Origin of the sequence: Psychrobacillus sp. FSL H8-0484, assembly GCF_038005325.1 — a bacterium.
Lineage (GTDB): Bacteria > Bacillota > Bacilli > Bacillales_A > Planococcaceae > Psychrobacillus.
The window spans coordinates 3,562,854-3,585,060 of sequence record NZ_JBBOSZ010000001.1; the positions used below are offsets into that span (position 1 = coordinate 3,562,854).

The window sequence follows — 22,207 nt, forward strand, 5'->3', positions numbered from 1 at the left end:
TTTTTAGGAGAGGAGGATCGTAACTAGCGTCGCGATCCTCCTCTCCTTTTTCGGTAATCTTGTGGCTTTATCTTTCCGTCACCCTCCTGCAACTTTAGGCAACATGGTAGTACTATTCTGGATAATGATAGAATTAATTCTATCCTACTTATAATAAAAGCTCCCGAAGATGTAATTTCGGGAGCTCTTTCGCTGCTAAATAAATTGGATGCTAACTATTTTTCTGTTATATGCTCTGGTTACTAGTATGAGTCTGTTGATTGAAGCGGCAGGCGGCGCGCGGGATGAGTGAGACAGATTAGCCATCACAAACGACGCGTGAGCGGCGGTGATGGCTTATCGCTCCCCCCGCGGAAAGCGTCCGCCTATAGCGGAAAACAAGGATGGCTAATTACAATTAATCCACTACAAAATATCTCGCATCTGGATGAGCGAAAACGATTGCTGAAACAGATGCTTCTGGTTCCATCATGAATCCTTCTGTTAACTGTACGCCAATATCTTCCGGTCTTAACAAGCCAAATAGTTTTGTTTGGTCCTCTAGATTTGGACAAGCTGGGTATCCAAAGGAGAATCGTTGCCCTTGATATTTGGCTGCGAAACGTTCTCTCATCGTAAAGTCTGTTGCGTCAGGGAAGCCCCACTGATCTCGAATCTCTTGGTGAATTCGTTCCGCATATCCTTCTGCCACTTCTAAGGCAGTAGCCTGTAATGCATGACTTTCTAAAAACTTTCCTTGTTCTTTTAGTTTAGTTGCTTCGGCACGAACGCCATGACCCGCTGTTACTTGCATAAATGCAACGTAGTCCATTTCACCACTTGCCACGGACTTCAAGTAATCAGCAAGGCATAGGAAAGGTGCTGCTGATTGGCGCGGAAATGTGAAACGCTCAATTTCAGCTTTAGAATCTGCCGGATCATAAATAATTACATCGTCTCCATCCGATTGTGCCGGGAAAAATTGATACATTCCTCGTGGTTTTAAAATACCTGAAGTTAAGAATCCTGTTACTAGTTCATGAAGTTCTGTTGCACGATCATCCCCTTCATCTAATAACTTCTCACTGTACCCTTTTAACCCTAAATGATGCCCGATTAGTGTTCGCATATTTACATACGGATGAAGATGAGCAACTGAATAATCTTTCTGCACATGTCGACGAAGATCCTTCGGTTGGTAAACCTGGACATCCTCTCGGACAGTTTTCACTGGTTTCTCTAAAACTGCAACCGCTTGTTTGGAAGCACGATTAGCCTCTGCCACTTTTCGTTTTTCTTGCTGTACATCGAGTTCCTGTAATAAAACCACTTTATCTTCCTCATCTTGCAAACGATTTGCAAGATCAAGTCCTTGCATCGCATCTTTTGCATACAGCACTGGACCATCATATTCCGCAGAAATTTTAGTTTCAGTAAATCTTCTAGAAAGAGCCGCTCCCCCTACAAGAATCGGAACGTCAATGCCCGCTTCTTTAAAATCCTGTGCTGTAATAACCATTTGCTGCGCCGATTTAACGAGCAATCCGGACAAGCCTATGATATCAGGCTTTTCTTTCCGAATTACTTCGATTAGCGTAGCAGGCGTTACTTTAATTCCAACGTCAATCACTTTATATCCGTTGTTACTTAAAATGATATCCACCAAATTTTTCCCGATATCATGTACATCGCCTTTTACAGTTGCAAGCACGATTTTCCCTTTACCAGAGTCATCTTCTTTTTTCTCCATATATTGCTCTAAATGGGCAACAGATGCTTTCATGACACCCGCACTTTGGAGTACTTCTGCAACAATTAGTTGATTGCCATTAAATAGACGCCCGACTTCGGACATCCCTTCCATTAATGGTCCATTAATGACTTCCAGTGGAGTTTCATACATTTGAAGTGCAGCTTCCAAATCAGGAATCAGCCCCTCTTTTGTTCCTTCGATAATATAATAAGCAAGACGCTCAGGAACAGTTTTTGGAATATCATCTTCTGTCTTTTCTTTCTTTTTATCTCGGTAAAAGTCTGTAAAATCAGCAAGTGTTTGGTCCGTCGTTGTGAATAAAAGCTCATTCGCCATTTCCACTTCTTGTTGCGGAATAGACGCAAATCGTTCCAACTTCTCTGTATTCACAATCGCATAATCAAGTCCTGCTTGTGTACAGTGGTATAGGTAAACAGCATTTAATACTTCACGCCCTACTGGAGGAAGTCCAAATGATACATTACTTACACCAAGAATCGTTAAGGTACGTGGCATCTTTTCTTTTATTAATCGAATACCTTCAATCGTTTCTACTGCCGAACCAATGTATTGTTGATCCCCCGTACCTACTGGAAATACTAATGGATCAAAAATAATATCTTCTGGCGCAAGTCCCCATTTGTTTACAAGCAAATCATACGAACGTTCAGCAATTTCGAGCTTGCGCTCACGTGTAACAGCCATTCCAACTTCATCAATCGTTCCGACTACAACTGCTGCTCCATACTTTTTCACAAGTGGCATAACCGCGTCGAATCGTTCTTCTCCGTCCTCTAAATTAATCGAGTTGATAATTGTTTTTCCTTGTGAATATTTCAATGCTTCTTCAATAACATTTTCATCCGTCGAATCAATGACAAGTGGCACTTTCACTTTTTTTACGACTTCTTTCATGAAATGTGTCATATCCTCCAGCTCATCTCGGTCTGGGTTTGCAAGACAAATATCAATTACATGTGCCCCACCTTTTACTTGGGCACGCGCAATTTCAGAAGCTTCTTCAAATTTCCCATCTACAATCAATCGTTTAAACTTCCTAGACCCAATAACATTGGTACGTTCTCCAATAAATAAAGGACGCATCGATTCATCATATTGAAGGGGTTCAATTCCAGACACAACATGGCCATGACCTGCTTCCGCTCGTTTACGTGGTGCAAGGTCTTTCACTGCTTCGCGAACTGCTTGGATATGTGCAGGAGTTGTTCCACAGCATCCACCGACTACATTTAGCCAACCTTTTTCTGCAAAGCCTCTTAGTTTTTTAGAGAGCGATTCTGGTGACTCATGATAATGCCCTTCTTCGTCAGGTAACCCTGCATTCGGATAACAGCTTACATATCCTTTTGAAAGCTCGGAAAGGGTACGAATATGATCCGTCATAAATTCAGGTCCAGTTGCACAGTTCAATCCAACAGAAAGTGGCTTGATATGCTCAATGGAAATGTAGAAGGCTTCGATGCTTTGACCAGCGAGCGTCGTTCCCATTGGTTCGATTGTGCCCGAAATCATAATAGGAAGTTCTATTTCTGTTTCTTCAAATGCCTGTTTTATTCCGATTGTAGCAGCTTTCACATTCAGCATATCCTGACTCGTTTCTAGTAAGATAACATCGGATCCACCTTCGACTAAAGCTTTTGCTTGTACGTAAAAGTCATGCGTTAATTCATCAAACGTAATTCCACCAGTGACTGACAATGTTTTCGTCGTTGGTCCAATTGCTCCAGCTACAAAACGCGGCCATTCTGGTGTAGAAAGTTCTTCCGTACATTTCTTCGCAAGCTGCGCTGCGCGAAAGTTAATATCATGTGCTTGATCCCCAAGATTGTATTCATTCAACACAACTGGAGTTCCACCAAATGTATTTGTACAGATGATATCAGCACCAGCTTCTAAGTATTCTCGATGAATTTGTTCAATAACATTTGGATTTATAATGTTCAAATATTCATTACAACCGTCGTATTCTTCTCCACCGAAATCTTCTGGGGAAAGGTTGGCATTTTGAATCATCGTACCCATCGCACCATCGATGATAAGTATTCTATTTTGTAGCTGCTGCTCAATTAGATGTTTGGACATAGCTGTTTTCTCTCGCTTTCTTTTCATCAAACTCTTTAATATAGCGAATCAATTCCAGTGACATATCGTATCGGAAAAACGGCGTAATAATGTAAATACCGTTAAATAATTCTGCAGCAGTATCGATTAGTTCTTTCGCAATTTGTATACCCTCCGCAGTCGCGCGCTCTCTATCTTCGCCACATAAGCGCATACGTTCCAGCACTTCGTCTGATAATTTTATACCAGGTACTTCATTATGCAAGAACTCCGAATTACGGCTATTCGTGAGCGGCATAATGCCAATGAAAATAGGTGTAGATAGATGTTTGGTTGCTTCATATATTTCATGCAATTTCTCTTTTGTATAAACAGGCTGCGTGATGAAATAATCTGCTCCACATTCTATTTTTTTCTCTAGTCGCTTGATAGCACGATCGAGTACGCGAACATTTGGATTGAAAGCTGCTGCAACGGAGAAGTTTGCTTTTTTTCGAAGCGATTTTCCCGAGAATGAAATACCTTCATTTAGCTGTTTAATTAATTGAAGCAACTCTAAGCTGGAGACATCATAAACACTTGTTGCACCTGGGAAATCTCCAATTTTTGTTGGATCGCCAGTTACAGCCAGTATGTCATGGATGCCAAGTGCATCAAGCCCCATTAAATGTGATTGCAAGCCAATCAAGTTGCGATCACGACAAGTAATATGTGCAAGTGGACGAATATTATTTTGCAGCTTTAGCATGGATCCCATTGCCATATTGCTAATTCGCGGAGAAGCTAGTGAATTATCTGCCATCGTGACTGCGTCAATTCCAGCGGCATAAAGCTTATCAGCCCCTTCCATGAAAGTAGATGTATCCAAATGTCGTGGCGTATCCAATTCAACAATAATCGTTCTTTCCGTCTTCGCTTTTTCATGGAGTGGCTGATTGATTGTTGGCTCTGCTTCTTGAATAATAATGGCTGTTTTCGGCTTTACTATTTTATTTGTAATCGGAGGTAAATTACCGATTCTTTTTTTCACCGCTTCTATATGTTTAGGTGTCGTTCCACAGCATCCACCGATTAACCGGACACCTGCTTCCCTTAGGTATAATGCTGCTTTACCAAAATAATCTGCTTCGGATTCATATACAATACGTCCATCCTCTATATCGAGCAGACTCGCATTTGGATAAGCTGAAAGAAACGCTTTTTCAGGGAGTGTGACCCCTTCAAACGCTTGGATTGTATGATGAGGTCCTAATCGGCAATTGACTCCTACAATGTCGGCCCCAATTGCTGCTAGCTGATGCAAGGCTTCATTTAGCGATAAGCCATTTTGCAAGATACCTGGCTCATGCATCGATACTTGGGCAATGATTGGCGTATCCGTCATCTTGCGCAAATGAGTCACAGTGGTAGTTAGCTCCTCCAAATCATAGTACGTCTCTAACAGTAAACCATCTGGATTTCCCGATAAAAGTTGAGTTGCTTGCTGGTCAAGCGTTGCAATAATTTCACTGATGGAAGCATCACTCTTACGTATTCCTCGGATGCCACCGATCGTCCCAAGCACAAATTGTCCTCCTGGTGCAGCTGCTCTCTTCGCAATTTGCATCGCCGCTTCATTGATTTCTTTCACTTGATGCTCTAACCCGTATCGCGCCAACTTAATCGCATTTGCTCCATATGTATTCGTTTGGATAATATCTGCTCCTGCAGCAATATAGTCTTGATGAATCTTCTCTACAATCTCAGGTTTCTGTATGTTTAATTCTTCATTACAATAATCAATTCCGTATGAATAAAGCAGTGTCCCCATTGCACCGTCTGCAGTTAACATATTTCTTTGCAATTTCTCTAACAATCCCATTCGCTCTCATCCTCTCTAAAATACAAAAAAAGCCTTCTATGAAAAAGAAGGCTTTACGAGTATGCAATATTCGTACCTTCTCATCTTTCAGACCATAATATGTCTGCTGGATTTAGCACCTGACCTTTCGGCTGGTTGCTGAAGCTTCAAAGGGCCAGTCCCTCAGCTTCTCTTGATAAGAATTCACTATTCAGTTTTTTAATATTAGGATTATACTACCTTTATTCAACTATAGCGTCAAGATGTGTTTAGAATTTTCTAGATATTCTGATTTGAGATGAGAAGATTATCCGATTGTAATTGGTTATTATCCGATTCTTTTTATTTATTATCCAATTTTCATGGGTAATCATCCGATTATGATCGTTTATTATCCGATAATCCTACTTTATTATCCGATTCACCTATTTAAGTCCCAATTCCACTTATAAATTGTATTTCTTTTTGCTGTTCCCTCTCTCATAAGCTCCATTGAATTCAATATACGTGAAACGGATTGGAAAGATTCCAACTTTAAGAAATATCGACACTGCCGATTATTAATACTCTCCCCAACTAATACAAACCACTCCCAAATCGCCTTCTCGTGAGCGAGTCGATCCACATAACCACACCTCAAACAGTTCCAGCCATTTTTCCTTTTCACCATTCCGAACTTTTCACACTTCTCACAACAAACCCCAGTCAGCAAATCATTCGGATGGATGCCCCATCGATCACACATGGGATAAGGAAAATACGATTGATGGCTCGCCACCATTTTCGCTGCTAACTCATGCATTTCATCCACCTCTAAACACACTTTCTCTCGAGTAATATTCCTCAGAAACACAGGAATCGTTTGATGAAGTATCGTAGGATATTTCACAGATGACTCCACTACCAATACCTTCGAGTTCGTCAATACGATCACACCATAAATAGGAATCCTCACTCCGCGTACTTGCAACCAGTCATCGAGCAAATATATATTGCGCTCAATTTGTCCCTCTGGACTTTCAAACACATCCACTTTCCCCTCATCATTTTCTCGTTCTAGTTGCAAAGGATTTTGCTTAAAACGCAATCTTCCACCTATATTTTTACTCTCTAAAATAACCGCATAGTACTGCGTAACAAATACTGAATCGATCTGAAACTTTCCATACGATTCTAAACTTACATCATGCAACACCACGTACTCAAACGGAAAGGAATACTTCTGAAACACCCCGTCCACTCGCACTTCCCCGTGAATTCCAGCCTTCGCCATATGCATTTTCGAATGAATCAAATCCTTCATGCCGTGCATTTCTGGCAATCGTCTTTCTAACAACTTTAAACCAATATAACTGTACTCATTCGAACGTGTTTTCACTATCAATAAACCACCCCCATTCGCATCGTATCACATGAACAATAAATGTAAATTTCACTAAAACAACGACAATTCCATTTCCATATTAAAAAAAGGACCAAAATTAAATTTTGGCCCCAAATTTGCATTCACAATTAAATTCTTACATTCTTTCAGCTATTAACTCAGCCGTTTCTTTCCCATTTTTAATACAAGCTCCTATACCTACTCCATAATAGGAACATCCTGCAAGCATTACGTGAGGAAACAGTGAATCCATTTTCTCGTTCAACGATTTAATTGCTTCGCCATGCTCTAAATGATAGTTTGGCATTAGATCATTCCATTTCGTTACTTCTACCACTTGGGGTTCACCATTTAGCTTCAAGCTCTTTTCGATATCTTGTAAAGCCACTTCTACTAGCTCGTCCTCGCTCATATGCTTCATGCCTTCATACGCGGGATTAGTGCTCTTATAAAACATTCGCACAAGTAAATGACTGTTTTTGGATGTGTGCTTCCATTTACGACTTGTCCATGTGCATGCATTACATTTCACATCGCTATTTTCAGAAACGATAAAACCTGTTCCCTCCGCAGGAAGCTGTTCGTCTGGAATATCAAATCCCAAATAAATACTAATAAGTGACGAGTTTTTCAGCTTATTAAAATCGTTATCTAATTCCTCATTGTGCAATATTGCTTGCGCAACATTATGTGGAGTCGTTAACACTACGTAGTCTGCTTCAATGTACGCATCGCTTGATAACGATACTTCGTATGTTGTCCCATTCTTCACAATTTTCGTTGTGTGGACTCCTTTTAAAATAGTAGATTCATTCAGTTCTTCTTCCATACGATCGATTAACGTCGAAAGTCCATTTCTAAAAGAGATGAATTTTTTATTCGCAGCAGCCTGAAACTGTGATTTATTTTCATCTAAGCCTTTTATGATACTACCGTATTTGTTTTTATAATCAACTAAGTAAGGTAACGTAGAAGCTATGGTTAGCTTGTCCAGATTCCCAGAATACACGCCGGACAATACTGGAGCAATTTGTTTCATTACTAATTCTTTTCCGAAAAAATGCTCTAAAAATGAACCAACGGAACTCTCTTTCGTAAAGTTTTCATTTGGTAAATCAAAATCTTTTAATGCTTCCTGTTTTCCAGCCTCAGATACTAATGTGCTGCTATTTAAAGATTCCACACTAGTAGGAATTCCGAATACGGTATCCGCTGGTATTGCGTGTAGCTCATTGTTTGTATAAATATAGGAAATTCCCGTTGCATTATAAACAAGCTCGTCCTGTAGTTGCAGTTCTTCTACCAATGGCATAACGCCTGTATTGCGAGCTACAATGGAGTCTGCTCCCACTTCCATGATGAAATCCGCTTCTTTAACAGAGTAAATTTTCCCGCCTAAGTAATCATTGGATTCAACTAAAACCAATTCGACATCTAGTGATTTTTCTATTTTAAGTCTATGTAAATAATGCATAGTGGACAGTCCTGTAATTCCTCCACCTACTACAACTACCTTCTTCAAAATTATCACTCCTTCTATGTAATCAAGAATAACTCACTATCCCTAGTATAAGCAGTAATAAAAATATATAGTATGATTTCTCTCACTCTTCCAATGTATTTCTGCAAAAAATCTCTAATAGTTTTCAGGATTGTCAAATTTCTAATCGTACAAAAAGACCCTTTATTAGTTTATAAAGGGTCACTGTAGACAAACTCAATTTTTGATGCATAGAGTTGTATATTAAATTCGGCAAGGACCACCACTTCGCTTTCCGTGGGCTTGGCTTCAGCCTCGGGCCAACACGAGGTTGGTCATGAAGGCGTTGCCGCAGGACGCGGCGTTCTTAACCTTCCTTCCTCAAGCGTTCCTGCGGGGTCTTCTGCTCAAGCTGTTCCCACAGGAGTCTTCGTGGTGGTCCCAGCCTTATAAACAATTCATTATAGATATCCACTATCTTTACTTTTAATTATATAAAGCAACCTCTTTAGGAATATCTATTATTATTCATAACCGTTTAAAAAGATACTTTTGTCGTCAAGCTAAGACCCTTTATTAGTTTATAAAGGGTCAGTAATCTTTCTAAGTACAGCACGCACTGGACTGCCATCTGCTCCTTGAATCCTTAACGGCAAGGCAATCAATTCATAATCGCCAGATTCCACATCCTGGAGTAATAAATTTTCTAGAATATGGACGCCGTGGTGATAGAGTGCGTAATGGGCAGGTAAGTCTTTATTATCTAGTGCATCGACGGAAGGACGATCAACTCCGATTAAGAAAATACCCTTTTCCTGCAAGAAAGCACCTATATTTTCTTTCAGCACGGGAATTTGACTAGGAAACTGCTCCACACAAACATTAGCAGCTGTTTTTAATAATAAACGCTTCACGCCATCTAGCTCAAATCCTTCTAGTTCTTCTCGTCCGATTGCATTAATTCCTAGCACATCGACCACTTTGGCACGGCCTATATAAATATTTACGTCGAGCATGTCAATCGTTGGTCCGCCATTGTCAAAATGAAACGGTGCATCGGCATGGGTTCCAGTATGCACGCTTGTCGTGAACCGACCGATATTAACAGAACCAGTCTGTTCTTTTGAAAATGCTATGTCAAATTGAAAGGCAGTATCGCCTGGCCAAGTACCGATTTTATTGGATAAAGGTTGCGATATATCGATCCATTGTTTTTCCATCTTTATTCACCTCTATAAACTTGTTCGTAAATCCCATAGCTCTGGAAAAAAACGATGATCGAGGACTTTGCGCAAATAATTAACTCCTGATGAGCCACCTGTCCCAACTTTAAAGCCAATAATACGTTCGACTGTTTTCATATGTCGGAATCGCCATTGCTGGAGCCAATCCTCTACATCCACTAACTTTTCAGCTAATTGATATAAGTCCCAATATTGATCGACGTTCCTATATACTTCCTTCCATGCTTCGGCAACGCTCTCATCTCCACCATATGTTATCGAATAATCACGCTTCACTACTTCCGTGTTAAGAGCAAACCCTGCTTTTGCTAAGGCTTGTATCGCTACATCGTAAATACTTGGTGCATGGAATGCTTTTGTTAATTGCTCATGTAGTACTACGTCCTTCTCATAGATTTTAAGAATATGTTTCGTTTTAAAACCGAGTGCAAACTCAATCTGTCGGTATTGAAAAGATTGAAAACCAGATGCTTTTCCCAGCTTGTCTCGAAACTCTAAATATTCAGCTGGCGTCAATGTGGATAACACATCCCAGGCTTGAATAATCTGCGTTTGGATTTTCGTAACACGAGCAAGCATTTTAAAAGCCGCTTGCATTTTATTTGATTGTATTGCTTGAATCGCACTAGATAGTTCGTGAAGTAAAAGCTTCATCCATAGTTCACTTACTTGATGAATAATAATGAAAAGCATTTCATCGTGATGACCAGATAAACGTTTTTGACTAGATAAAATATCGTCTAGACACAGATATTCACCATATGTCATATCATTTCGGAAATCTGTATAGATTCCTTTTTCGCTTTTTAGTTTTTCATTCGATTTCGAACTAGACTCCATCAAGTAACCCCTCCTATTTTATGCAATGACGTCTCGCTTGTTTTCATACTTCAGATATGTTTGCTCTTGCATAATCTCTTTTAGAATTTGAATAGTATTCCATACATCTTCAAAGGTGTTATAAAGGGCAACCGGCGCTAAACGAATACCATTCGGCGAGCGAAAATCGGGAATGACATGAAGTTCTTTTAACGCCTTACAAATACGAGCAGCCTCTTTATGCACAATATAAATATGCCCCCCGCGACGATCCTTTTCACCTGGATTTCCAATTGTAAAAAGATAGTCACTAAGCTCTTCTTCTATTAAGAACATCATATAATCTGTCAGTCTTAAGGATTTATCACGAATTTGATCTATCCCAGCTTCCGCAAATATTTGCAGTGATCCGTATAATGGTGCAGCGCTTAAAATATGTGGTGTACCAATCTGATAAGCCCCCGCATTAGATGCTGGTGTCATGTGAATAGACAAATCAAATTGCTTTTCCTTATCCGAACCAAACCACCCTGTAAGGCCAGGCCGTTGCCCAAAATGCTTGCGATTTACATATAAACCCGCAACAGCTCCTGGACCTCCATTTAAATGTTTATAGTTACACCAAAAAGCAAAATCTACATCCCACTCCTGTAACTTATGCGGTACGGAACCAATAGAATGACACAGATCAAAACCTATAAAAATATTTCGCTTATGCGCCTCTTCTGTTAGCAATTCCATATCTAAAACTTGTCCACTGCGATATTGAACACCAGGTAATACAATTACTGCAATATCATCTGTCATTGCTTCAATAATATCTTCCTCGTCTAACGTTTCTCCGTCTCTACTTTTGACAAGTTTCAAATGTTCTCCGGGATCATACCCATGCAATACTAACTGACTATTAATCGCATACAAATCAGAGGGGAAATTCAATTCATCTGCCAATATTTTCGTTCGTGTTCCTTTTGGTTTATAGAAACTAGCAATTAACTGATGTAGGTTCGATGTGGTAGAGCCAGTAATTATGACTTCTTCTTTTGTCGCACCCACAAGTGGTGCACACATTTCACTCAACTTTTCGGAAAAATAAAACCAAGGATGCTCTCCTTTCGTCCAACCATCGATACCATATGACTTCCATGACTCGAGCATTGTCAACAGAGTAGTTTCTGCTCTCTTTGACAATAATCCTAACGAATTACCATCCATATAAATAACACCTGGCTGCACATAAAATTCGTCCCGATACTTTTTTAAAACATCCTGTTCATCTAAACTCTTTGCATAGTCCAGCGTATTATTTCGTTCCATAAACTATCATCCCTCACCCAGTAAAATGAATTTTCTTTACTAATATTCTTATGTCAATTGAGTACACATTAGTATAGAGATTCTCTTAGCCTATTTAATGAGGGCACTGAAAAAGTGTCATTCTAAAATAAATTTTCTATCAAATAGCCGCTAAGAGAATTTAGCGCTTTGGCATTCGCTTTCCGCGGGCGAGCGACGAGCCTCCTCCTTCGCAACGCTTCGTGCGGGGTCTCGTCTGTCTCGCTTTCCCGCAGGAGTCTCATGCGTCGCGCTAAATTCTCTTAAATTAAATACAGCAAATAGTTCCTACAAAAATACTAATTTCTAGTTTTTCAGTACATTCTATTTAATTTGGCTAATGTTTTTTAGGAGCGGAAAGCGAGCGGATTTTCGTCCATAACAACATAATTTTTTAACAGTGCCCAAATTAAAATACCTTGCATCTCTACAAGGTATTAGGGCCCATCTAATTAAGTTGAAACTTCACTTGAACTACTATTAATAGATGTATCATAAGCAATGAGCGTAACCCCAAGTCTGTCCTCCAGTTCCATCAGTTCTTGCAGCTGCTCAACATCCAGATGTGCTATTTTACTTTCTTCCATTTGTCATTCATCCTTTCTTTACTAATTAGTTTGACACTCAAGTTTTGGTCTATACATAAAAAATTCGTAACCACCCTCTATTTAATGTTATGGAGCATTCTATAAAAATTCATTCACAACTACAATTAGCACCAATAAAAAAAACAAGGCTAACTCTCATAAAAAAGGAGGTAGCCTTGTTTTTTTTCGATTGTTAAGGATTTGTCGACCATAATCCCGCTGATTTAAGTAGAATGCGTGGATTCATTTTAAGCTGAGCAACCATAAAGTCTGCAATATCTTCCGGCTGCATTACTTTTTCTGGATTGCCATCCGTTAGTTTTAATTCTACCGCCATATCGGTAGCAACCGTGCTTGGAGTTAACGTGCTTACACGGATATTTTGCTTCCTTACTTCGAGCATTAATGACTCACTCAATGCGATGACAGCGGCTTTTGACGCACTATACGCGCTTGTTACAGGAGCACCTTTTTGACCTGCAGTAGATGAAATATTAATGATGTCTCCTGCTTGTCGTTCGATCATTTCAGGTAATACCGCTCTCGTTACATAATAAACACCCATAACGTTTACTTGAATAATTTTCGCCCAATCTTCTGGATCCACCTCAAGAAAGTGACCGAACTTAGATATACCAGCATTGTTCACTAAAATCTCAATTGAGCCAAGCTCCCCGCGAATTTTATTAACAGCAACATTCACGGACTCCATATTGGAAACATCTGCAGTAGCTAATGAAACCTTTACGCCAAATTCTTTTAACTCAGCAGCTACTGCTTCTAAATTTTCCATCGTTCTTCCCAATAATCCAACATGAATACCTTCTTTTGCAAATGCAATCGCTGTTGCTCGTCCTATTCCTCTACCTGCTCCAGTTATAAGTGCAGTCTTACCATGAATATTTTGCATATGTCTCTCTCTCCTTACTATATATTCCTACATACATATGCTAACCCCACCAAATAATAAAGTATAATAATTTGCTTCCTACACAAGAAAAAAGCCTGACCCTAACACTATTTATAAGTGTTAGCTTCTATCATCGTTCTTCAAGATAATCTACTAATACTATAATCACACCCATAGTTATATGAAATATTCCAAATGATCTTCCCCCATCACTAGAAGTTACTAGCAGTGTCTTTAGTATCAATGCAACCCCAAATATAATCCCGGTAATTCCTATTCCCATTGGCCTTGCATATGCACTTGCCTTTTTATTTTTCCTGTTACTAAGAACGAGGGCACCCAATACTATAAGAACAAACCCATAACCATGCATGAGCAAATTTCCTACTGTGCCAAAAGAATCTACTGATAAAGCTGTGAAGAAAATTCCAAAGAAGATTGATAACGAACCCACAAATATTCTCATTCTACCTCCACATAAACACATTTTTTATTACTTAATTATCCCATATATACGTATTAATAACATTTTAAATTTCAGTTTACTAACGATAAAGAAAACTCCACCACTTTGTGCGTGCACACAGTGTTGGAGTTTTCATATGGGAACAAGTTTTTATAGGTTAATACCTCAAGCCATATCCTTTTTCGGCAATCGCGTGGGCTAGGGGAATAATCGAAACGGCCAAATCTGCATAGGTTACTTCTCGAGCTGGGTTAAATTGATTTTGCTCAGTTGTTAATATTCCCATTGAGTTTGCGATTGCAACATAGCCAGTGTATTCTTTTTGAACTTTATTTGCGTCCGCAAAGTCAAGTTTATAGATACTACTATGTTTCGCCGCTTGCTCAAGTCCTAGAACCCGTATATACCAAGCTGCTAGTTCCTCTTTTGTTACTGGAGATTCTAAATCGAAGGTCTTACTATTTGGTTTAATAATGCCTGCTTCGACCGCTCGTTCAATTACTTGATACGACGGGTGTTTAGGATCTATATTCTCAAAAGTTTGGTTCATGTTTTCATTTTGTTCATTATACATACCTTCATAAAAATAGGTAAGGGAACTCATAATAACTTTTATTGCTTCTCCTTTTGAAACACTAGCATCTCCATTAAAGGCTTTGTTATCTTTAGGTTCTAAGATTTTAGCACTAATAAGATAATTCAGTTCTTCTTCTGCCCAAGGATGTTTAATCACAATTGGATTTGTCTCTGGATACAAGCTATTCCATTTGCCTGTTGTGGCATCTAAAAAGCCAAAAGAATTCTCGTTAAATACAGGTAAATAGACTAAATCATAATGTTGATCCATTATGTCTTGTTTCATATATTGCAATTTTAAACTTAGTGAATTTTTCAAGATAGCTTTTGCGTCAGCCTCAGAAATGACCTTATCACTTGATGGCCATTTTTCTACCTCTTGATAATTGACATACAGACTGTTTAAAGAACCATCAGCTGCAATACCTACATTTATTTGATCCCCTAATACCATAATGCCGTTCACGACTCTTGGAAAAGTAAGATTATAACTACCTGAATACTCATCAAAATAGGCGTCTTCTACAGGCATCGAATAATTGTGTAGATAAGAAGGAACATATTGTTTTACATATTTAAGCGCTTGAGCGACGGCCTCCTTTTGAGTGAGTGTGGACTCTTGTTTTGGCTTCTCCCCAAGTGGATTTAGAAGCTGGTTCATTACATCATAGTATTGAATAATCTCGCCCGTAAGTTTATTTATTTCCAAACTCGCCCCAGATCCACCGTTCCCATAGTTAACCATATATCCGATACGAATTACTTCCTGGCCACTAAAATTTTCTACTTCTTCTACAGAATGAATGTTTATTTTAAATTTATCCGATTTTGGTTTAAGAAATTTTTCTGCAATTTTCTTAGCTTCTTCTACAGTAACTCCATTATTTTTGGACGGTAGTGGTTTAGCTGTTATCTTTTCAATTTTTCTCTTTTCAGGAAAGACGGTTGTATACCCATTTGCTGTTAACCACTTCCCTGAAATTGCTTGAACTCCTATCAATTTTGTTGTTGGCAGATAGACAAGCTGAATACGTTGCTCACCCGTTTGGTAATCTGTTTCTATTTGATATTGTAAATCAACAGTAAGGTTTTCCTTTACTTTATCTAATATTACTTTACTCTCTTTTATTTTTTTAATATCCTCAAAAGTGGACGAGTTTTTCTTCACAGGATTCATATATAAACTCACAATTTCACCATTGCCAAGGACAGTTACCTCTACTCTTTGCTCCGCAATGGATACTTTATTTTTCGTACGAGTAAAAGAAAATGAGTAACGGACTGGTTCTGTTAATATTTGTTTCGAATAATAATAGAGGGGATTATTTGATTCTAATTGATATTCTTCCCCGTCAACAATTTTTTTCATGAACCCTTTTGCAATATCCATTGCTTCATCTTTTGAAACCTTTGCAGGAAATAAAGCCTCTTTTTGATTTAGTGGTTGAAAAGAAAAGTGCTCGATTTCTAAATCTTTACCGACAAATACAACATTACCGTTTAATTGCTTTCCATTAATTGTCTTAGAAAAATATAAATCATAACGTACCGTGTCATCGTTGGGGTAAGTGTAACCACCGCCCATTTGAAAATCACTATTCGATAATTGGTCAAACTTATTAGGAAACAAAGATTTAAGCTTCTTAATTAAATCGGCTTTGGTGAAAACTGTTTCTTTGGAAACCATTTGAATTTGTACTTTTTCAGGTTGCTCCATCACTGTGGTTGAAGTATTTGCATTAGCAATAGAAGCAAACATTCCAAAAGATAAAGCAGAAGAGGTTAAAACAATACCAAATTTCTTTAAAATAACCAAAATAATCCCCCTAAATTAATAGTACTTGTGTGGTACAGTAAATGCTTTAAATTACGAACGCTAGTTTCATCTATATTTTATACTCTTTATGAAAATCCCCTTTGGCATCTAGGGATACCTTCCTTTTACAATGTGTATTAGAATATTACTCTCCACCCTTTCTATTGGAAATTGTAAACAGTTCTATAAATATTATGTTTAATGTAGAGGGAACATGCCTTTTTTCTTCTCATAACGATTGGTAAAAACTTTTAAAGAAACAAAAAGCAGATGACGGAAGTATTGGAGATGGTTTTTAAGTTACTTACTTCTGTTACTATTAGAATAAAAACGAGGTGAGAAAAGTTTCTATTTTGCGTTCTATTCGAAAAATTTATCAGTATTTTGTGGATGTACCTATTAAAGAAGGAAAAGTTCTGAACGATCGATACGAGGTTTTAAGGGTTATCGGAACCGGAAGCTACGGTATTTTTTACCGCTGCAAGGATTTAAAGACGAACGAAATCAGAGGGCTGAAACAGCTTCGTCCAAGTAAGCATCACAACAAAAAAGAGGTTGCTTTGTTTGAAAATGAAATAACTGTTTTGCGTTCGACAAATCATAAAAATATGCCAGTATTAATGGATACTTTTTTCAATAACGCGTATTTGTTTTATGTCATGAATTTCATAGAAGGAGACAATCTGGAAGACTTAATATTTCATAAGAGGGTATCTTTTAATGAGGAAGAGTCTTTACTTCTTATTGCTGATCTCCTTAAATTAGTCGATTATCTGCACTGCATGGATATTTACCATGGGGACTTACGTATCCCAAATATTTTACTAAAAGACGGCCAACCTTATTTGATTGACTTTGGTTTGTCGAAGCAGGGAATCTCCATGGATTCAGCAAGTTCCTACGAGATGAAACAGCAGGACCACTACGATTTAGGAGAAATCCTTTTATATTTACTCTATACAACTTACCCTTCCAAAAATAAAAAAGCTCTCCCTTGGACGGAAGAGCTTACGATAAAAAAAGAAACCGTTCATTTGCTGAAAAGACTCCTACAAGTGAAGGAATCTTATTCAACTATTAGCGAAATTTCAACTGATGTTCAAACTGCACTTCAAGCAGACGAAGGGATACATTAGGATTAACTGCTACTTCTCCCCTTGCGTTTGTAGTAGTTACTTCCACTCAGTGGTGATCGCTTATAACTTTTTCTGCTGCTACTGCTGTTGCTACGTTTGTAATAACTTCCTCTTCGGTCACTACTGCTACCTCGATGATAATGACCATGTCTTCGCTCGCTGCTACCTTGGGAAAGTTGCTTGATTTGTTTCAATATTTTTTTAAACATTTTACCTCTCCCCATCTTTTTTATAGTGCTCATTCTAACATAGGTTGACGATAAAACTTACTATTCCGTACTTTTTTCATCCTATCGTCCTAATTTTATATGAAAAAGAGAGGAGAATAATTCCCCTCTCTTTTCTATCGCTTATTACGCTTCTCCTGCTTCATTAAAAGCTCCAGAAACCTTCTCAAATTCCTCGTCACTCTCTATAAAAGATAATTCTCCATCGTTTTCCACTCGGAAAAAGAATACATCAATATCTTCTTCTGACTCTCCTTGTATATCCTCTACAAAACCGACAGCAGCATATTCATCTCCATCGACAGTTAACAATCCTAGCACTTCCATTTCTTGCTCCTGATCGTTTTCATCTAACACTGTAATGATTGCACCAACTTCAATTTTCTCCAATTTCTCTTCCATTCCAATCTCCTCCTAAAATAATATCTTCAAACTTCCCTTTTAAACCTACATACGAATTATCTTACATTACAGGTTTTTTAGCAAAAATAAAAGAATCAAACCTTCATATTATATCAAGGTTTGACTCTTTTTATGCTGATGTATTGCATCATACAGTCCGTTATTCAGCTATAATCGTAATTGTTAGAGGAATTTATTCCTCCTTGTCCTTTTTCCCATTATTAGATTTCTCTTTGTCTTTATTTCCTTGTTGTTTGTTCTCGGCTTCTTGCTGTTTTACTTCAGCCTTTTTGGCTGATTCTTCCGCTTTAACCGCTGCTTCTTTTTGTTTTGCTTCCGCTTCTTGTTTCTTTTCTTCAGTCTTTTTAGCCGATTCTTCTGCTTCAGCTGATGCTTCTTTTTGTTTCTCTTCCGCTCTTTGTTTCTTTTCTTCCGCTTTTTTTGCTGATTCTTCTGCTTCTTTTTGTTTTGCTTCCGCTTTTTGTTTCTTTTCTTCCGCTTTAGCTACTGCTTCTTTTTGTTTTGCTTCTGCTCTTTGTTTCTTTTCTTCCGCTTTTTTTGCTGATTCTTCCGCTTTAGCTACTTCCTTTTGTTTTACTTCCGCGTCTTCTTTCTTATCTTCCACTTTTACTGCTGGATGTACTTTTGGTGCAACAGGTGTCTTAATTTCTTTGACTTTAGGTAGTACTACTGTTGAAGCAGTTTCACCTTTTTTAGTCGAGTCTTCGTTTACCACATTTCCCTGTTCTTGAACTACATCAGTCGCTGTTTCTGTTGGGTTTTCTTCTTCAGAAACTGTAGCATCAGACTCTCCTTCTTTGATCGGTTCTACAGGTTGGGTAGTTTCATTTTCTATTGTTTCTTCATTTGACTTTTTATCCATTTTCGCTAACTTCTTCTCAATCTTTTTAACCAATCTTTCCTGAGCTTTTAAAACATTTTTCGCAAGTGCTTCTTTTGCTTTAGGATTTTCTACTTTTTCGAAAGCAGCTTGTAAAGCAAGAAGATTTGATGAGAATTTTATTTCAAGTTCAGTATATATAGAATCTTCTTCCTGCTCGTCTTCTATGGCAACGTCTTCCTCCGTTGTACCATCTTCTTCGGTTGGAACTGCTTCTTCCGTACCTTCTTCATTCGTAGTACTATCTTCATCCGAAACTACTTCAGTAGAGTCTGTTTCTTCGTACTTAGATAACGCTTCATTTTGTTGATCAATCGCTAATTGAAGTGTTTCGATTGCTTTCTCTTCATCGCCTTGCTCAAATAATGCCGTTGCTTCAAGAATTCGTTCTTCAGCTAATGCGCTTAGTAACTCTGCTTCTTTCATTTCATCGAATGTGAAAGCCAATTGCACACTTTCCTGTAATGTTTTAAGAAAATAGAAAAAATCACCTGGTAATAATACAGGTTCTTCTACTTCTTCTGTTTCATCCGTTACTATTGATTCTTCTTCAGTAACCTCAGATTCTACTACTGCATCTTCCTCAACTAGAGTTGAAGCATCATTCGTATCTGCAAATGAAGGATTAACTCCTACAACAAGCACCAAGAATGCCACAACCAATGGTGTGAGTACAACGTTTCGTAACTCTTTAAAAATGGACATAAAAAAACTCCTCTCTCCTATTAAAAATAGAAATACAAGGAAGAATGGTGAATTAAACCTTTTTTAAGTTATCATTCATATTCTTCGGCAGTCCAGCCACCATAACCATTCGGCGTTAGGTCTGAGACTTTGCGTCTTCATCTTTCAATGAATTTGCCTTTTTCGAATAGGACAAATGCCTGTCCTATCAAGATAATTATATATTACTAGATAATAGATATCTATCTATTTTTACCATAATTTTCTGATTCAGTAATCATAAAAATTGCACCTCTAATGTTAGGTTGTCTCTAACAATGAGGCGCAATATTAAATGTTTCTATTTAAGAGGAAAATTCATGACTAAATTACTGTTCATATAAGCTTGTTACTGAAACACTTTGTTTATTAGTTGGTTCATCAAGGGAATGGATAGTCGCTAATCCCTTATCTTTATCCACGTGCTCAATATAAATATTTTCTCCATTATAGGTTACATTAATCATATCTGTTGAAAAAACAATTTCTTCTGCTCGTTGTGCATTCATTGAAGCTACCTCCTTTTTCATTTTCAATACTTATTATTTACCCAAAATTCCTTGGATATACTCAACCCCAGCTATAGTGCTAAATTATAACAAACACTCTATTCACTAAGCCTTTTCTTTATATCTCTCGAAACTTGTTTCAATGCTTTTTTTGATCCTCTTTCCATGTCATGTTGAAATTTTCGTTCTTTATAGCTTATAAATAAAGAATTCAAGTCGTATCCTTCTGGGTATAAATCGGTTGCTTTTCCTTCTAGTTTCAACCTTTTTACATTAACTTTTACCATTTCTTCTTTATAGAATACTAAAACATTATGGTGGTTATCTTTTTTCTCATATACAATTCCATAATCATTTTGTTCTAGGAGCTTTACTCTGTCTCCCACTTCGAAATCATAAGTTGCTTCTTCTTTAAGAGTATTCTGTATTTGCCTTTTTATCTTACTTTCTTTCACACGTTCTAAGTCATAATTCTTGTTGTTTATATAATGTTGTGCTTTTTGTAGTACCTTTTCACGTAAATTCATTTTTTTAGAAATCCAAAGCGCATTACTGTCTCCTGACTTACCGATTAATAGTTTATACATCGGTTCTAATACTTCACTGTTAAATTGCATAGCAGCATTCATAAAGTCACTATGAATTTCGGAGTAACGTTTAATCTCCCCGTAGTGAGTTGTCGCAACTGTTATACATCCCATTTGATAAAATTCTTCGAGGATGGCAATGGCTAGAGCAGCGCCTTCGTTGGGTTCAGTACCACTTCCGATTTCATCGAAAAGAAGAAGTGTGTTATTCGATGATGCACTCATAATTTCTGAGATGTTTTTCATATGAGAGGAAAAAGTACTGAGTGAATTTTCAATACTTTGATTGTCCCCAATATCAACAAATAGGTTATCAAAAACTGCTATTTCCGTACCTTCATCGGCTGCAATATGAAAACCTGACATGACGGCTAGTGTTAGTATTCCAATTGTTTTCAATACCACCGTTTTACCACCAGCATTAGGTCCTGTAATAATTAAACTACGATAGTCTTTTCCGATTTCAAAGTCTAATGGCACAATATTTCCAGACAAAAGAGGATGCTTACAATTTTTCAATTGGATATAGCCATGATTATTTAGCTTTGGCTCAATACCATCTATCCTTTTACTAAACTTTGCTTTTGCAAAAATCATGTCATACTGCCCAATTAGTTCAATATTGATGTTGATTTGTCTCGTTTCCTCGAGAATACTACCTGAAAGAGTGGCTAGAATTTGATACTCCTCCATCGATTCCTCAGCCTTAAGACTTGCTAATTCTGCATTTAACTTGGATATAGCAGCTGGTTCAATAAATACAGTGGATCCTTTAGAAGAAACTTCAATAATTGTTCCCTCCACCTGATTTTTGTAAGAAGCTTTAATGGGAACCGTAAAACGATCATCTTTTTTACTTATAAAGAATTCTTGAATATACTCTTTATTAGCACCACTCTTGAGAAATTTATTTAAACGTTCTTCAATTTTTTCTTCTGTCTTCGCCATGTGATTTCTAATTCGCTTTAAATCTCTACTTGCTTCCGAATCTACTCTATTACCTCTAATGGAGAAATTAATGGTTTCTTCAATTTGATTAAACTCCATCATGGAATAGGCATACGAATGTAATACTGGAGCAAAGAATTCTTTATCAAACATAAACTTCTTTATTGTTCTACAGCCTCTTAGGAAGTCAGATATAGCCACTAACTCCGATGGACCTAAAATCATGCCTTTTTCTAGCTTCTCCATCTGATGGCTTATATTTGAAATACCTTTCAGTGGCAGATGACTTTCTGCATCCAATAAACTTCTTGCCTCGGATGTCTCATTCAGTCTATTTTTAACAACCTTACTATTTGTGCTTGGTTGTAGTTTATCAAGTAAGTCTTTTCCTAAACTACTGACACAATGGGATTTCACCATTTCTTTTAGTTCGTTATATTGTAATTTTTCATATGTCATTGTATTCATGTGTAATCCTCCTCCAATAATGAAAAAAAATGCCC

16 protein-coding genes and 2 riboswitches are annotated in these 22,207 nt (G+C 37.7%); of the genes, 1 reads left to right on the forward strand and 15 read right to left on the reverse strand.

Going from position 1 to position 22,207, the window contains the following annotated elements; all coding sequences use genetic code 11:
• Positions 1–397 precede the first annotated feature (397 nt).
• The 11 genes from metH to MHH81_RS17500 all read right to left on the reverse strand — a co-directional run bounded on the left by metH (position 398) and on the right by MHH81_RS17500 (position 16,271).
• Positions 398–3,835, reverse strand: a complete 3,438-nt coding sequence (gene metH / locus MHH81_RS17450; RefSeq protein WP_340923672.1) for a methionine synthase — start codon at positions 3,833–3,835, stop codon at positions 398–400.
• Positions 3,816–5,675: a bifunctional homocysteine S-methyltransferase/methylenetetrahydrofolate reductase gene (locus tag MHH81_RS17455; RefSeq protein WP_340923675.1), complete on the reverse strand. Its 1,860-nt coding sequence runs from the start codon at positions 5,673–5,675 to the stop codon at positions 3,816–3,818. The genes metH and MHH81_RS17455 overlap by 20 nt, the downstream gene beginning before the upstream one ends.
• Before the next feature lie 77 nt (positions 5,676–5,752).
• Positions 5,753–5,857: riboswitch (SAM riboswitch) on the reverse strand.
• Between the two features lie 218 nt (positions 5,858–6,075).
• Entirely contained in the window at positions 6,076–7,032 is a 957-nt protein-coding gene (locus MHH81_RS17460) for a nuclease-related domain-containing protein (RefSeq protein WP_340925319.1), read from the reverse strand.
• Between the two features lie 142 nt (positions 7,033–7,174).
• Positions 7,175–8,560, reverse strand: a complete 1,386-nt coding sequence (locus tag MHH81_RS17465) for a protoporphyrinogen oxidase (RefSeq protein WP_340923679.1) — start codon at positions 8,558–8,560, stop codon at positions 7,175–7,177.
• Positions 8,561–9,099: 539 nt separating this feature from the next.
• Positions 9,100–9,738, reverse strand: a complete 639-nt coding sequence (kynB, locus tag MHH81_RS17470; RefSeq protein ID WP_340923682.1) for an arylformamidase — start codon at positions 9,736–9,738, stop codon at positions 9,100–9,102.
• 12 nt (positions 9,739–9,750) lie between these two features.
• Positions 9,751–10,602 (reverse strand): tryptophan 2,3-dioxygenase, encoded by an 852-nt coding sequence (gene kynA / locus MHH81_RS17475; protein WP_340925321.1) that lies wholly within the window; start codon positions 10,600–10,602, stop codon positions 9,751–9,753.
• Positions 10,603–10,620: 18 nt separating this feature from the next.
• On the reverse strand, positions 10,621–11,898 hold the full coding sequence (kynU, locus tag MHH81_RS17480; RefSeq protein ID WP_340923685.1) for a kynureninase: 1,278 nt from the start codon (positions 11,896–11,898) through the stop codon (positions 10,621–10,623).
• 470 nt (positions 11,899–12,368) lie between these two features.
• A complete protein-coding gene (locus tag MHH81_RS17485; protein WP_340923687.1) occupies positions 12,369–12,503 on the reverse strand; it encodes a hypothetical protein in 135 nt (44 codons plus the stop codon).
• Positions 12,504–12,696: 193 nt separating this feature from the next.
• On the reverse strand, positions 12,697–13,413 hold the full coding sequence (locus MHH81_RS17490) for a 3-ketoacyl-ACP reductase (RefSeq protein ID WP_340923690.1): 717 nt from the start codon (positions 13,411–13,413) through the stop codon (positions 12,697–12,699).
• 130 nt (positions 13,414–13,543) lie between these two features.
• Entirely contained in the window at positions 13,544–13,879 is a 336-nt protein-coding gene (locus tag MHH81_RS17495) for a hypothetical protein (protein WP_340923693.1), read from the reverse strand.
• Positions 13,880–14,036: 157 nt separating this feature from the next.
• Positions 14,037–16,271, reverse strand: coding sequence for a PepSY1/2 domain-containing protein (locus MHH81_RS17500; protein WP_340923696.1), 2,235 nt, complete (start codon positions 16,269–16,271; stop codon positions 14,037–14,039).
• A gap of 335 nt (positions 16,272–16,606) precedes the next feature.
• Here MHH81_RS17500 and MHH81_RS17505 point away from each other — a divergent pair, with 335 nt between their 5' ends.
• Positions 16,607–17,407, forward strand: a complete 801-nt coding sequence (locus MHH81_RS17505; RefSeq protein WP_340923698.1) for a protein kinase domain-containing protein — start codon at positions 16,607–16,609, stop codon at positions 17,405–17,407.
• Positions 17,408–17,760: 353 nt separating this feature from the next.
• Here the strand turns inward: MHH81_RS17505 and MHH81_RS17510 are convergent, their stop codons facing one another.
• From MHH81_RS17510 to MHH81_RS17525, 4 genes are all read right to left on the reverse strand, one after another.
• Positions 17,761–18,024: a DUF1292 domain-containing protein gene (locus tag MHH81_RS17510; RefSeq protein ID WP_340925323.1), complete on the reverse strand. Its 264-nt coding sequence runs from the start codon at positions 18,022–18,024 to the stop codon at positions 17,761–17,763.
• 205 nt (positions 18,025–18,229) lie between these two features.
• Entirely contained in the window at positions 18,230–19,642 is a 1,413-nt protein-coding gene (locus MHH81_RS17515) for a DUF5667 domain-containing protein (protein WP_340923701.1), read from the reverse strand.
• Positions 19,643–19,725: 83 nt separating this feature from the next.
• A riboswitch (cyclic di-GMP riboswitch) is annotated at positions 19,726–19,810 on the reverse strand.
• A gap of 179 nt (positions 19,811–19,989) precedes the next feature.
• A complete protein-coding gene (locus MHH81_RS17520; RefSeq protein WP_340923704.1) occupies positions 19,990–20,169 on the reverse strand; it encodes a small acid-soluble spore protein H in 180 nt (59 codons plus the stop codon).
• 98 nt (positions 20,170–20,267) lie between these two features.
• Positions 20,268–22,172 carry an endonuclease MutS2 gene (locus MHH81_RS17525; protein WP_340923706.1) on the reverse strand — a complete coding sequence of 635 codons (1,905 nt, stop codon included), beginning with the start codon at positions 22,170–22,172 and terminating at the stop codon, positions 20,268–20,270.
• Positions 22,173–22,207 lie beyond the last annotated feature (35 nt).

What these genes read in the sequence shown, in the direction of transcription:
- metH (WP_340923672.1), bottom strand. Translation starts at nt 3,835, where the DNA reads ATGTCCAAACATCTAATTGAGCAGCAGCTACAAAATAGAATACTTATC.
- MHH81_RS17455 (WP_340923675.1), bottom strand. Translation starts at nt 5,675, where the DNA reads ATGGGATTGTTAGAGAAATTGCAAAGAAATATGTTAACTGCAGACGGT.
- kynB (WP_340923682.1), bottom strand. Translation starts at nt 9,738, where the DNA reads ATGGAAAAACAATGGATCGATATATCGCAACCTTTATCCAATAAAATC.
- kynA (WP_340925321.1), bottom strand. Translation starts at nt 10,602, where the DNA reads ATGGAGTCTAGTTCGAAATCGAATGAAAAACTAAAAAGCGAAAAAGGA.
- kynU (WP_340923685.1), bottom strand. Translation starts at nt 11,898, where the DNA reads ATGGAACGAAATAATACGCTGGACTATGCAAAGAGTTTAGATGAACAG.
- MHH81_RS17485 (WP_340923687.1), bottom strand. Translation starts at nt 12,503, where the DNA reads ATGGAAGAAAGTAAAATAGCACATCTGGATGTTGAGCAGCTGCAAGAA.
- MHH81_RS17490 (WP_340923690.1), bottom strand. Translation starts at nt 13,413, where the DNA reads ATGCAAAATATTCATGGTAAGACTGCACTTATAACTGGAGCAGGTAGA.
- MHH81_RS17495 (WP_340923693.1), bottom strand. Translation starts at nt 13,879, where the DNA reads ATGAGAATATTTGTGGGTTCGTTATCAATCTTCTTTGGAATTTTCTTC.
- MHH81_RS17515 (WP_340923701.1), bottom strand. Translation starts at nt 19,642, where the DNA reads ATGTCCATTTTTAAAGAGTTACGAAACGTTGTACTCACACCATTGGTT.
- MHH81_RS17520 (WP_340923704.1), bottom strand. Translation starts at nt 20,169, where the DNA reads ATGAATGCACAACGAGCAGAAGAAATTGTTTTTTCAACAGATATGATT.
- MHH81_RS17525 (WP_340923706.1), bottom strand. Translation starts at nt 22,172, where the DNA reads ATGAATACAATGACATATGAAAAATTACAATATAACGAACTAAAAGAA.